This window comes from Zavarzinella sp. (genome assembly GCA_041399155.1).
In the GTDB taxonomy this organism is placed as follows: Bacteria; Planctomycetota; Planctomycetia; order Gemmatales; family Gemmataceae; genus JAWKTI01.
Genome location: JAWKTI010000001.1, coordinates 1,448,339 through 1,460,753, shown reverse-complemented (window position 1 = coordinate 1,460,753; position 12,415 = coordinate 1,448,339). Strand labels below are relative to the sequence as shown.

The following is a 12,415-nucleotide window of genomic DNA, read 5'->3' as shown; positions in this document are numbered from 1 at the left end:
CGCCCACCTCTTTTTCAATTCACTGTATAAAACAATAGCAAGAAAACTTATTTGGGACATTCTTTGTCTGCCGTTGCTGAATTTCACCAGGTAACCAAGATCTTCCGCAGTGGGCTTCTTGGAAAACAACGTCATACTGCGTTAGACAATGTCACTCTGCAAATTCCCGTGGGAATGGTCACTGGTTTGCTTGGTCCTAACCGTGCCGGCAAAACCACACTTATAAAAATTTTATTAAGATTGAACTCCCCCACTTCTGGCAAAGTGGTGCGATTGGGGCACGATGCATCTTACCAGAATACTCTCGCACAGGTGGGATATGTTCATGAGAACCAATATTTCCCTAAGTACTTATCTGCAAAAGAGTTACTGACTTATTACGGTTCACTCACCTATCTCCCACCCATGGAATTAAAAGCAAAAATCCCACAACTCCTGAACAAGGTGGGGCTGGCCGATCGCGCCGATGAACAGATTCGCAAGTTCAGCAAAGGAATGGTTCAGCGCCTCGCGATTGCTCAAGCGATTATGAATGATCCAGAGTTGCTGGTACTTGATGAGCCCAGTGAAGGACTCGACATCTCGGGTAAAGCAGTTCTTCGCGATGTTATTCAGGAACGGAAGTCACTTGGTAAATCAGTGATCTGCGTCTCACACAACATGGAAGAAATGAGCAAAGTGGCCGATTTTATTGTTGTCTTAAAAAACGGGCGAGTAATTTCACAGCGGCACCTGACGGACAAGGATCGAGTTCCGGGAGCACTTGAAAGTCAACTGCAAGCACATTTTCAAGAGGTGCCAGCATGAACCTGCCCATCGCACTCCGCACAATTCGCTGGATGATTATTGATACGATTCGCCAGTCCCTCGCCACGAAAGTTTTCTGGGCGATGGTATTGTTCAGCGCCTTGGTCATGGTTTTTTGCCTGGGAGTAGAACTTTCCGGAAAACAACAATCTGATGACAGTCAATACGTTTTGCCCCCAGATGATCCCGAATTGAAGAAACTCTCTCCAGAAAAAGTGAAAGAAGATGGAGTGGATATCCTTGGACAAGACAAATTGTCTTTAGGTTTTGGCCTTTTCCAACTGAATACGGCACGTGGGGCAGATGATTCTTTTCGCTTTCTGCTTACCTGGTTATCTGGCTTGATTGCAGGCACTTTGGGTGTATTTTTGGCAATTATCTGGACATCCGGGTTATTGCCCACTTTTCTGGAGCCAAGCCAGATTACAGTACTGCTGGCAAAGCCGATCCCACGGTGGAGCTTTTTACTCGGTAAAGTAGTTGGGGTAATGGTTCTCATTACCTTTCATGTCAGCTTTTTTGTAGTGGGAACCTGGCTGACCCTGGGTTTGGCGACGGGCCGATTCGATGCCACCTATTTTCTGGTCATTCCGATTCTGGTGATCCATTTTTTTGCCTTTTACGGCTTTTCGGTGATGCTGGCTGTCTGGAGTCGCAGCACCGTTGTGTGCGTATTTGGCACATTGTTATTCTGGACTGTTGCCTGGGGAATCAATTACGCCCGCCATGCGATCCAGGTTCATCAACCGCCGGGAATGACAGCCACCAGCAATTTCATGTTGGAAACCAGCTACTGGATACTGCCTAAACCAGCTGATCTGAACATTGTTTTCGAAAAAACGCTCGATAGTCGTGGGATTTCAGCAGAAGTGCCAGAGTTTGAACAGGCTTTGGCACAAAAGAAAATCCGTCTGGAATGGTCGGTGTTTACCTCTTTCCTGTTTTCGATAGCCATGTTGGGCATATCGTGTTACGAATTTAGAAAAACCGAATACTGATGCACCCGACCACTATTGTTTTTGATTTTGGTAATGTGATCGGATTTTTCGATCACCATCGCTCCGTAACGAATCTAACTCCCTATACTACAGGCACTTCAGAAAAAATCCTGCATGCACTCTATCACTCCCCCGTCGCCCACGATTACGAATGTGGGCGGCTAACCACTTCCCAATTTCAAAGCTGGCTTGCCAAGGAAATCAAATTAGAGTGCACTGAACAAGAATTCGTGCGACATTACAGCAATATTTTTACGCGAAATGAGGAAATCTGTGACGCGATACCCAAGTTGGCCGGGAAATACGAGTTGGTATTAGCAAGTAATACCAACGATGCCCACTTTCAGTTCTTTGCATCAGACTTTGCCGATGTGCTGCAGTACTTCCAATTCTTAGGGGTTTCTCATCAATTAGGAGACCGCAAGCCTGCCGAGCAGTTTTTTCGCGCTTTGGAAGAGAAATCAAATCTGAAGCGATCAACCAGTCTTTTTGTGGATGATTTACAGGCCAACACCAGTGTTGCCGCCAAATTAGGCTACCGGACAGTCACATACGAACCGAATGGGACATTTATGCAATTAATTCATGAATAATTATTCATTTTTACTGTTTTTCCCCTTGTGCCCACGAAACTTCGGGTATATGTGAAAGCATTGTTTATGCAAGCAAGAAAGCCAATGTCTGTGGGCAATACGGATTACGTTTGGCAACGGGTGGTACCACGTTCAGACCGTGGCAACGCCCCAGAACCGGATATTGCCCTCCTAGAGCGTCTGGCACGACGGGAATTGTGGCGTGATGAACGCTCGTTGAAACCACTACCTGTGTGTGCTGAAATTGGCAGCGACGACTGGTTTGAAGCGATTGCAACTCGTCGATTTGAACGGCATGGTCGTTGGATCCCCCACCTGTTCAAGTTTGATCGTTACCGTGATGAAACGATTCTGGCTTTTGGGGATACCCTTGGCCTGGAGTGGGCTGAATTTGCAAAGAAACATGCGAAATTGATCGTTGTTGACCCATCTACCACCTATCTGGATACGATTCAGGCACATTTCCATGCTCGTAATCTATCAGCAACTTACCACCACAGTTTTTACAACCGTGTGCCAATAGCCGATGAATCTGTCGACGTTGTGGCTGTTTTCTTCAACCACATGAACCTGGAAAATCTCTGTTCGATTATTGAAACGGCACAGCGGGTGTTGCGACCTGGCGGAAGATTCATGGGTGTGGTACCTGCCAGCAGAAACATGAGCGATGTTAAACGCTGGTTAAGACCGTGGGCTCCACCTGGTGAATTACCTGGCAGCATGATTGCAAAGCAGATCAAAGAACAGCTTACAGGGTTCAATGCTGCAAAAATTCGCAAACGCGGCCTGAAACGATCTCAGGTCCCGTATTTGCTGCGCATCTACTCTTTGGGACTTTTGGAGAGGTTGTTTGGGTACTACCATTTCATTCGTGCCTACAAACCATTTCAACCACCCCAGGCAATACGCCTGGCTGCTTGATTTCTACTGAAATCCCCACAATTACTCACTGGGTGAAACCAGAGAACTTCGTACACTTTTTGTTGTAAGTACTTTAGATGCGTGAATTTATGGCGAATATCGTCCTTAGTTCCGGTTTGGGCATTGCCCTTTTCCTGCTGTTAACGTGGGAATGGATGAAAAAAAATGCCCTCCCCATTTTGTTGGGGGTCGGTGCCACTACGATTTGCCTGTTCCTCTATATTGTGAACAATCAACTCAACTTCCGATTCCAGTCATTCTTTGGTTTGCTGGCATTAATCGCACTGGCGGCAATGTTCTCGAAAAATCTGCGAAATGTCCACTGGCGAACAATCATCGTTGGTATTGGACTTCAGGTGTTGCTTGCAACCTGCATTCTTCGAATTGAGGCAATTCGCAGCGTTTTTCGATTCGGTGGGGAATTGATTAAAAGATTCTTAGAATTCACCGATGCAGGTGCCCGCTTTGTTTTTGGCCCACTGGTCAACCATCAAACTATGGAACAAGTGTTTGGATTGAACAATGGATACATTTTCATTATTCGTGCCCTGCCCACCGTCATTTTTGTTTCCAGCGTCTTCACAGTCCTCTACCACCTGCGGGTGCTGCAATTGGTGGTTTTCCTGTTTGCCAAAGTGATGATGCTGATTTTTGGCAAAAAAAGTATCAGCGGAGCCGAATCACTCGCTGCTACAGCAAACGTTTTTATGGGTCAGACTGAAGCTCCACTGATTATCAAGCCGTTTATCGCAAAAATGACCCAATCCGAACTGCTCGCCTTGATGATCGGCGGTATGGCAACCATTGCAGGTGGGGTCATGGCAGTGTATATCGGTATGGGGGCTGACCCGGTGGCCATTCTGGCGACGAGTGTCATGGCAGCACCTACGGGGTTGTATTTGTCGAAGCTGTTACTGCCTGAAACAGAACAGCCTGTCACTGCGGGCACTGTGCGACTTGCAGATGAACGCCCCCACTCAAACGTTTTTGATGCTGCCTCTAGCGGTGCTTCTGATGGCATTTTTCTGGTAATAAACATTACCGCTATGTTGATCGCATTTATCGCTGGGATTGCGATGATCAATGCACTAATCGGCTTGCTATCACCAGATTGGAGCCTGGAACGGATTTTTCCAGTTTGTTTCAACCGGCTGCGTTAATGATGGGTGTGCCATTGGAAGATGCCCCACGCGTAGCAGAATTACTTGGGAAAAAGTTGGTGCTGAATGAGTTTATTTCTTTTGACAGCCTGACGACCCTGAATCGAGATGCTGCCACCGGTGCAATTACTGGAATGTCCGAGCGGAGTTATCTGCTTACTACATTCGCCCTAACAGGATTTGCAAACTTTTCTTCGATTGGAATTGTTCTTGGTGGGATCGGTGGTTTAGCACCTAGTCGACGGAAAGACTTAGCCAGACTGAGTTTACGAGCATTATACGGTGGTTTTCTTGCAACACTGATCAACGCCAGTATTGCAGGCATCGTTCTTTAATAGATTTCTGCATTCAGTATCGCCTCCAGCATTTTTGCCGCATCGACTGCTTCACGCACATCATGGACACGCCAGATGTGGGCTGTCCCACGAGAGGTAGCATCGCAATGAATCGCCAAGGTGCCTGCCAGGCGCTGATCAATTGGTCGGCCAGTAACACGTTCAATTAATCCTTTCCGAGACGCACCCAGCAGTACTGGTAGGCCAAATTGGCGTAATTGACCTAACTCCTTCAAAATCAGTAAGTTATGGTGAGTGCGTTTGCCAAAGCCAATGCCGGGATCAAGAACCAGTTGCTCCTTGCTCAGCCCCACCTGCAAAGAAAACTGGATTCTTTCCGCAAAAAAATTGCAAATCTCCCCCATCACATTCTCGTAATGCGGGTCTACCTGCATTGTCTGTGGGGTGCCCTGCATATGCATCAACACGCACCCTGCCCTGGTTTCTTTGGCAAGTTGGGCAATGTTGGGTGCAAATCGAAAGGCACTTACATCATTAATGATGTTTGCCCCTGCATCCAGTGCAGCTTTGGCTACTTCCAGTTTGGTGGTGTCAATTGAAATAGGGATCGCTGAAAATTGGCGAATTCTCATAATTACAGGCAACACCCGCTCGATTTCGACTGATGTGGGTACTTTCTCAGCACCAGGGCGGGTCGATTCACCACCGATGTCAATAATATCTACACCGTCATGCAGCATCGTCTGTACGTGCCGAAGTGCCAGTTCTACAGTCAGGTGGCTGCCACCATCGGAAAAACTGTCGGGTGTTACATTCAGGATGCCCATCACCAGCGGTTTGGTATCTATTTCCAACTGCAAATCGTGTGCACAGTGCCAAATCATCCTGCACCTATTGATGAATTAATTCTCATTAATAAATTTTCCGATAACCCAACTGATCCCGCATTCATCCTCTTCGATACAGTTACCGATACAATTGACAACGGTTGTTTGAAAAACTTCGGTTTCATTGGTGGTTGACATGGCGACAGATATTCGGATTAAAGAAGGCTTAACAAGCATAACCGAAGCACTGGTCGGTAGTTACACGGAATGTAGCAAGATTAACCACCTGGGGCACGAAGCCCTGCCCAGCCGAGATGCCATTTTTGCAATCGTGGCGGATATTTACGAAATTATTTATCCTGGATTTGGTCGTCGGCAGCATTTGCACAATGGCAATGTCGAATACTACATCGGCAGTCTGGTAGATTCATTGCACGATCGCTTGACGGAACAGATTGCCCGTGCATTGCGGCATGATATGTGTCGGGAATCGCCACACATCGATTTTGAAGCATTCGCACAACGCAAAACGGTCGATTTTCTGTATCGGCTACCTGATATCCGGTTGACTTTAAATGAAGACGTCTCAGCTGCTTTCCGTGGAGATCCAGCAGCAAAAAGCCACCACGAGATTATCTTCTGTTATCCCGGTCTGGAAGCAATTACCATCTATCGTGTTGCCCATGAACTATTAAAGCTGGGTGTACCGTACATTCCCCGCATGATGACAGAATATGCCCACTCCCGCACTGGCATTGATATTCACCCGGGTGCTACCATCGGCCCTGGATTCTTTATTGACCACGGTACGGGTGTGGTCATTGGCGAAACATGTCTCCTGGGCAAAAATGTGAAACTTTACCAGGGGGTAACGCTGGGTGCACTTAGTTTCGACCGCGATGATTCTGGTGAATTGATTCACGGGACTTACAAACGGCATCCCACTCTGGAAGACGATGTCATTGTCTATGCCAACGCCACCATTCTGGGTGGGAATACCGTGATTGGTGCTCGCACGGTGATTGGTTCGAACGTGTGGATCACGAAATCAATCGAGCCCGATACAGTCGTCATCCTGGAAAAACCATTACTGCGATTGAAAGGTACAAAAAAAACGTCAGATTCACTTATGTACCATATTTGATGAATTATGTGATTTTCATAAATGAAAAATAGACAAAAGCATACATTAACCAACATTTGCCAGCTGTCCAATTTCCGATTTCACAGTTTTTTCACAACAATACTTGACGCAATCCAACGTTGAGTTACAATGAAGCTAACAACTAAGTTGTTTGATATGGGTCGAGAGATCCTCATAGCTTTGAACTGAGTGGGCGACAGTTTTTAGCTAAATCTCTCGGCCCACTTTTTTGTTCACTTCAGTATAACAATGTCTTACTTTGTATATTGTTTTTGATTATTCACCCACCTCATGTGCCACCTTTCATGTATAATTTCATCTGCCAATCAGTTTTCAGATCTTAACGGAAACAGAACATGAATGAATCTGACATTCAAACAACAAACGGATACACCATCCGCCACATTTCAGAAGTATCCCCAGTGCTCTGCCCATGTGGTTGGAGCCAGCGGATTATCCCTGCCAGCGAGAATCGCGGTTACAGCTTCCATGTCACGACGATTCGCAATGCAAAACTCCATTACCATGAACGAACGCAGGAAGTTTATTACATTCTCAATGGTACTGGCACGATTGAGTTGAATGAAGCTGTTTTTCCTGTGACCCCGGGAATGACGATCACCATAGAAGCAGGCACAAGGCATCGGATTCAGGCAGATTCTGAAATCCAGACGATTGTCCTCGCGATACCTGGATTCGATCCCAGTGATGAGTTTCTGGTACCCGGGGACTAATCTCTCGTTATAATTCAGAATAACAGTAACTCCGTGCGACCCTATGTTCAAAAGAACCAGAGCTTTTCTACGTCATTTAACCGGACACCGCAGTGATTATGAAGAAGAAAAACGCGGTTATGGTCGTCTGCCTGCCAACCTTGAAACCATTGCCAGAAAAGTGAATTCCGAAGAGGAATTTGTCGTGCGCTTGCAAAATATATCCCGAAGTGGGGTGGGATTTGTATCGGCAGCCCATTTTTCGCCTGGAGCAATGCTTCGAATCGAACTTCCAGGTGCTCCCAATTTGCCCCACCCTACTCTGCTGGCGTGCGTCATCCATTCGAAACTGCTGGAAGACGGCAACCACTACATCGGCTGCATGTTTTCTATGGATCTCACAGATGATGAAATGAAAATCTTTGGTGGGGAAAAAAGGGCTTCCACCGCCAGTTCTGACCAGCGGGCGTGGGTGCGTTATCCCGCACAGGGAGAAATTGAATACAGTTTGGTGCCTGACGATGGTCAGCGACGGCAGGCAGCCCTGGTGGACATTTCCCCTACTGGTGCCGGGTTAATATTCCCCAACGAAATGCAGGCTGGCAGCGTGATTACCATCTATTTCCAGAAAGACAACGATCCCAAAGAAATTGCCTGCCTGGCCTGTATTGTCTACATGGTGCACCACGCACCCCAATCGTGGGCTGGTGGCTGCAATTTCATGAGAGAATTATCAGATTTTGAAATCTCCCATATCTCCGTTTCGTGATTCGAAACCGGCCTTGTTCTTGTGAAAATTCATGGTATTGGCTGCACCTCCCACAAGGATGTGGGTTCACACAAGGCAAGGATGCCATGCGCTTTTGGTATTTTCTTATTATTTTTACTGCATGGCTTGAAATTCCAGGCCGTGCAGGTGCCGGGTGAGCACCTGGTGTTCCATGTCCGGAACCGATTGGTGGTTCACCAATCCCTATGAATCGAAATACTCCAGTGTACGTACCGAAACCGCGTATTCCGGAGTTACGGCCTGTAGTACAACCAGTGCCAGTGAAAACGATAACAAAACCGGTTTATGAGACTGGTAGAACCGGAATTCAAACGGTGCATCTGCCCACCCCTGATGAATTGGGAATACCTTCGGCAAATCAGGTGGCACCGAAGACAAATATTTTTGTTGAGCCAAATGTGCCATACCAGATTGAACAGTTAGGTGATCGATATCTGTGCCTTGGTAGAATACAAGGCAAAACGATCACTGGAATCGGAATCACCAAAGCTGCCGCCTTCAGTGACTTTCTGAAGAATATTCCCACAGAATGAATGAAATCAAATTGACAGAATTTCCCTGCGTAGTTTAGAATAATACTACATGGAGTTTACTCCACCATTCTGTTGGCGGTTCGGCACACATTTCCGGGGGATGTTTCTGTGGTGAAATCGACTGTTCACGAACATCCCGCAAGTGATGATCACGAACCAGTATCGAATGATCCTGTCCCAACCAGTGAAAAATTGGATCAGGACCAACCATCAAACGAACCACCTACGGTCATTCGGAAGAACAACCTTTCGAAGCATGTACCAGCAAAACAGTATCACCAGATTTCACGGCATCTGGCCCACTTTGAAATTATTGAGCCAATCGGTGCGGGTGGGATGGCTGCAGTCTTCAAAGCTACTGACCTGTCACTCAGCCGGATTGTTGCACTGAAAATCCTCCCACCTGGCACGGATGAGGATCAGATTGAGCGTTTTCGTCAGGAAGCCAGAGCTGCGGCGAAACTGGACCACGAAAATGTCGCCCGTGTATTTTTCTGCGGTGAAGATCAGGGAACGCACTTTATTGCGTTCGAGTTTGTAGAAGGGTTTAATCTGCGGGAAATTATGGAAACAGGTGGGGGAAAGGTTCCTATCCATCAGTGTGTTTCCTACATGCTTCAAGTTGCTACTGGGCTGAAGCATGCATCAGCACGTGGTGTCATACACCGCGATATCAAGCCATCCAACATTATCGTCACACCAGATGGTACGGCGAAAATTGTCGATATGGGCTTGGCCCGTAACCTGGATAACCGTGCAAATGCCCACTTGACTCACACGAACACTGCACTGGGAACATTCGATTACATTTCACCAGAACAGGCCATGGAACCGAGACTTGCAGATATTCGAAGTGATATCTACAGTCTTGGCTGCACTTTTTACCATCTGTTAACTGGTTTTTCGCCTGTTCCAGATGGAACCCCTGCCAAAAAATTGGAAGCCCACCGTACGCTACCACCTACTGATCCGCGAGCATTTACTCCTGAAATTCCAGACGATCTTGCAGCAATTCTTGGCAGGATGATGGCCAAAGACCCCCTGCAGCGTTACCAGCATGTGGAACATCTCATTCAGCATCTGAGTGTCGTGGCTAGAAAACTGGGTATCCAGCCCAGCACAGACTCCCAGGTAAATTTTCCACGTATCGAAGGTCCCCTGCCGCCTGCACCAGAAATCTCCATGTGGTGGTACGTTGCAGTGACACTTCTGGTGGGTGGGCTTTTTGCAGGGTTCAGCTACCTGGCAAGACAAGATGAGCAAAAGATAACGCAGGACAATAGTTGGCCAGTTTATGAGAAAGGAATTGTTCAAAATCCGAACGATGGTCAAATAAACCGTTCTCAGGATCCCGTGCAGCCATCACCACCGGCAGTAGGTACCAACGCGACTACGATTCAGGAAATGCTTGCTTTGATCAAAGCAGGTGTCACCGATATACGTCTGACAGCAGACCGCTACGAGATTTCTGCAGAACAACTTCCGGAGATCGCACTGCCGGAAAACTCTTTACGAATTGAAGGGGTCAATTCACCGCTCATTCGGATTCATGCTGTGGCAAATTCATCCAACGGAGGAAGTTTTACATTAAAAAGTGCTGGAGACATCCTTTCCAGTGTATTCTGGCGTGGTGTGATCTTTGAACTTACTGGCGACAACCATCCTACAATTAGTTTCAACCAGCTTGATCGACTGAGTTTTGAAGAATGTCAGTTTATTGATAAACGAATCAGCCCCACTACTGCCGCATTTCAAGTGACAGGTTCGAATACACCGCTGATTAGTTTGAATCGCTGTTATTTTGGCCCAGGTCACACCTGGCTTGAATTTCAATTGCCTGTGGATGCTCGTGTAAGTGATTGTACGTTCGCCCCAGCAACAAATATTTTTCAATGGAGCAAAGACATCAGCAAACTGTCCCAGTTGCGTATGCAAAACTGCAGCCTGATGTTTACACAGGGTACTTTAGTAGAACTTGGCAACGAAACACCTTGTGAAATTGTCGCTGGAAAGTGTTTATTTATCGGTCAGGATCGTTTCGGCCCTGATGGTGCGTACCCGGTTCTGATCCATCAACTGGGAAAGTTGGCGCCTGCCACACGTTACAACGCGATGCTGAACAGTAAAAATGAAAGCCTCCCAAATGGCTATCGCAACATCCAGGCATTTAAATATCAGGATGCCGTATACTCGTTCCGAGAATGTTTGGGCAGCTATCCTATTGTGGATGTAGAAAGTACGATCCCTTCACCCTGGGTAGAACGTGATCCGTTCAGCCAGTTGCTTGCAGCACCACTTGCAGGCAAAACAGCATTCATGCCAAATCTTCGACTTGCAGCCATCAGGGTAAAATCCAACATCAATCAGGAATTGCTGGGGAGCAGATTCTTCGTAAAGGACAAGTTCTATGATTTGCCTTTGCCAACAATAGAAAGTGCCACGTTGCCCACAACAGTTAAAATTTGGCAACCTTTGCTCGAAGGAAGTAGCGAATCGTGGCCACCGAATACCTACGCTTCTCTAAAAATGGCCCTTGCTGCGGTGAAACCAGGAGATACGCTGCTCATTCGGCACAATGGTCCATTAGAAATGGATTATTGCGAGTTTGATTTACCTGAAACAGATTTAACAATTCGTGCAGATTCTGGTTCCCGACCTATTTTGATCCCTGCTCTGATGGGGCTTAAAAAAGTATCTGGTATGTTTAAAGTATACGGTGGCAAACTGACCTTGGAAAATCTCCATTTTCGAATGCCGACTGATCGTCCGCCGACAATCGCTTATCTTCCAGGTGGCGGGCAAGTTGTTATCCGAGATTGTCTTATTTCTTTTGAAGAAGGCACCCAACATAGTGTTGTTACACTGGGCAATCCCCGACATGAGATGATTGTAGAGCCCGTTCCAGTGGCCCGAACCGATTTTCTGCCGAAAATCCAATTCGAGAATCTGTTTGTTCGTGGCGATGGCCGACTGTTACATGTCCTTGGCAGTCGCCCCTTTGATTTGTCTGTCAACAATGCTTTATTGGTACTTTCCAACAATGTGATTGAAATTGACCCATTATCCGAAACAACCCAGGGGAAAGGCACAATTCGCATGAAAAATGTGACTGCTTGTCTTGCAAGTTCGCTTTTGAGGTTACGTGCGGGTGCCGCAACGAATATGAACGCAATGATGCCTGGGCTCGTTAAGACGGAAACCAACCTTGAAGACTCGATCTTTCTGCCAGCAAGAAATGGTACACAACCGCTGATTAGTGCTGAGAAATTCAATTCTCTTGAAACGCTCAAGGAAGGGCTGCAATTAAATTTGGAAAAAAGTTACTTGGGTTATCCAGTATCTGATTACCCTGTACTGGAATTGATACCCAGAAGTTCTGATCTTGGAACTCCGTTGGTTTATGCAGCGACTGATTTTGAAAAACTCGTTAAACTGGATTACAGTCCATTTATCGGAATTGAATTTAATACTGCGCCGCCTGAATCTAGTCGTGTGGCAGCATTTCTTGCAGCACGACCCACTGATTTTCTGATCAAATCTGTTAGTGCAAACCTCAGTACAGAAATGTTCGAATCTCTGGGGCAGCAACGCTCCATTCCGATGCCATACCCCGAAGAATAAAAAGATATCTAC

12 protein-coding genes are annotated in these 12,415 nt (G+C 46.7%); 11 read left to right on the top strand and 1 reads right to left on the bottom strand.

Annotated features, from left to right (window positions below; translation table 11 throughout):
- Positions 1-63 precede the first annotated feature (63 nt).
- The 6 genes from R3B84_06120 to R3B84_06095 all read left to right on the top strand — a co-directional run bounded on the left by R3B84_06120 (position 64) and on the right by R3B84_06095 (position 4,814).
- Positions 64-807: an ABC transporter ATP-binding protein gene (locus R3B84_06120; GenBank protein ID MEZ6140130.1), complete on the top strand. Its 744-nt coding sequence runs from the start codon at positions 64-66 to the stop codon at positions 805-807.
- Positions 804-1,805 (top strand): ABC transporter permease subunit, encoded by a 1,002-nt coding sequence (locus R3B84_06115; protein ID MEZ6140129.1) that lies wholly within the window; start codon positions 804-806, stop codon positions 1,803-1,805. Before R3B84_06120 ends, R3B84_06115 begins: the two co-directional genes overlap by 4 nt.
- The gene (locus R3B84_06110) at positions 1,805-2,398 is read left to right on the top strand and encodes an HAD-IA family hydrolase (GenBank protein MEZ6140128.1); all 594 of its coding nucleotides are present in this window, start codon (positions 1,805-1,807) and stop codon (positions 2,396-2,398) included. Before R3B84_06115 ends, R3B84_06110 begins: the two co-directional genes overlap by 1 nt.
- 66 nt (positions 2,399-2,464) lie before the next feature.
- A complete protein-coding gene (locus tag R3B84_06105; protein MEZ6140127.1) occupies positions 2,465-3,319 on the top strand; it encodes a methyltransferase domain-containing protein in 855 nt (284 codons plus the stop codon).
- Between the two features lie 77 nt (positions 3,320-3,396).
- Positions 3,397-4,479 (top strand): Na+ dependent nucleoside transporter N-terminal domain-containing protein, encoded by a 1,083-nt coding sequence (locus R3B84_06100; GenBank protein MEZ6140126.1) that lies wholly within the window; start codon positions 3,397-3,399, stop codon positions 4,477-4,479.
- Positions 4,458-4,814, top strand: coding sequence for a nucleoside transporter C-terminal domain-containing protein (locus tag R3B84_06095; protein MEZ6140125.1), 357 nt, complete (start codon positions 4,458-4,460; stop codon positions 4,812-4,814). The genes R3B84_06100 and R3B84_06095 overlap by 22 nt, the downstream gene beginning before the upstream one ends.
- Here the strand turns inward: R3B84_06095 and folP are convergent.
- Positions 4,811-5,659 carry a dihydropteroate synthase gene (gene folP, locus R3B84_06090; protein ID MEZ6140124.1) on the bottom strand — a complete coding sequence of 283 codons (849 nt, stop codon included), beginning with the start codon at positions 5,657-5,659 and terminating at the stop codon, positions 4,811-4,813. The two genes, R3B84_06095 and folP, sit on opposite strands and share 4 nt — an antisense overlap.
- Before the next feature lie 139 nt (positions 5,660-5,798).
- Here folP and R3B84_06085 point away from each other — a divergent pair, with 139 nt between their 5' ends.
- The 5 genes from R3B84_06085 to R3B84_06065 all read left to right on the top strand — a co-directional run bounded on the left by R3B84_06085 (position 5,799) and on the right by R3B84_06065 (position 12,403).
- The gene (locus R3B84_06085; protein ID MEZ6140123.1) at positions 5,799-6,746 is read left to right on the top strand and encodes a serine acetyltransferase; all 948 of its coding nucleotides are present in this window, start codon (positions 5,799-5,801) and stop codon (positions 6,744-6,746) included.
- 356 nt (positions 6,747-7,102) lie between these two features.
- Positions 7,103-7,480 (top strand): cupin domain-containing protein, encoded by a 378-nt coding sequence (locus R3B84_06080; protein ID MEZ6140122.1) that lies wholly within the window; start codon positions 7,103-7,105, stop codon positions 7,478-7,480.
- A 43-nt stretch (positions 7,481-7,523) separates the two neighbouring features.
- A complete protein-coding gene (locus tag R3B84_06075; protein ID MEZ6140121.1) occupies positions 7,524-8,228 on the top strand; it encodes a PilZ domain-containing protein in 705 nt (234 codons plus the stop codon).
- A gap of 224 nt (positions 8,229-8,452) precedes the next feature.
- Positions 8,453-8,782 carry a hypothetical protein gene (locus R3B84_06070; protein ID MEZ6140120.1) on the top strand — a complete coding sequence of 110 codons (330 nt, stop codon included), beginning with the start codon at positions 8,453-8,455 and terminating at the stop codon, positions 8,780-8,782.
- Positions 8,783-8,893: 111 nt separating this feature from the next.
- Positions 8,894-12,403 carry a serine/threonine-protein kinase gene (locus tag R3B84_06065; protein ID MEZ6140119.1) on the top strand — a complete coding sequence of 1,170 codons (3,510 nt, stop codon included), beginning with the start codon at positions 8,894-8,896 and terminating at the stop codon, positions 12,401-12,403.
- Positions 12,404-12,415: the final 12 nt, after the last annotated feature.

Bases quoted from the DNA above. Each gene is read 5' to 3' on its own strand.
- R3B84_06115 (MEZ6140129.1), top strand. From the start codon at position 804: ATGAACCTGCCCATCGCACTCCGCACAATTCGCTGGATGATTATTGAT.
- R3B84_06110 (MEZ6140128.1), top strand. From the start codon at position 1,805: ATGCACCCGACCACTATTGTTTTTGATTTTGGTAATGTGATCGGATTT.
- R3B84_06105 (MEZ6140127.1), top strand. From the start codon at position 2,465: ATGCAAGCAAGAAAGCCAATGTCTGTGGGCAATACGGATTACGTTTGG.
- R3B84_06100 (MEZ6140126.1), top strand. From the start codon at position 3,397: ATGCGTGAATTTATGGCGAATATCGTCCTTAGTTCCGGTTTGGGCATT.
- folP (MEZ6140124.1), bottom strand. From the start codon at position 5,659: ATGATTTGGCACTGTGCACACGATTTGCAGTTGGAAATAGATACCAAA.
- R3B84_06085 (MEZ6140123.1), top strand. From the start codon at position 5,799: ATGGCGACAGATATTCGGATTAAAGAAGGCTTAACAAGCATAACCGAA.
- R3B84_06080 (MEZ6140122.1), top strand. From the start codon at position 7,103: ATGAATGAATCTGACATTCAAACAACAAACGGATACACCATCCGCCAC.
- R3B84_06075 (MEZ6140121.1), top strand. From the start codon at position 7,524: ATGTTCAAAAGAACCAGAGCTTTTCTACGTCATTTAACCGGACACCGC.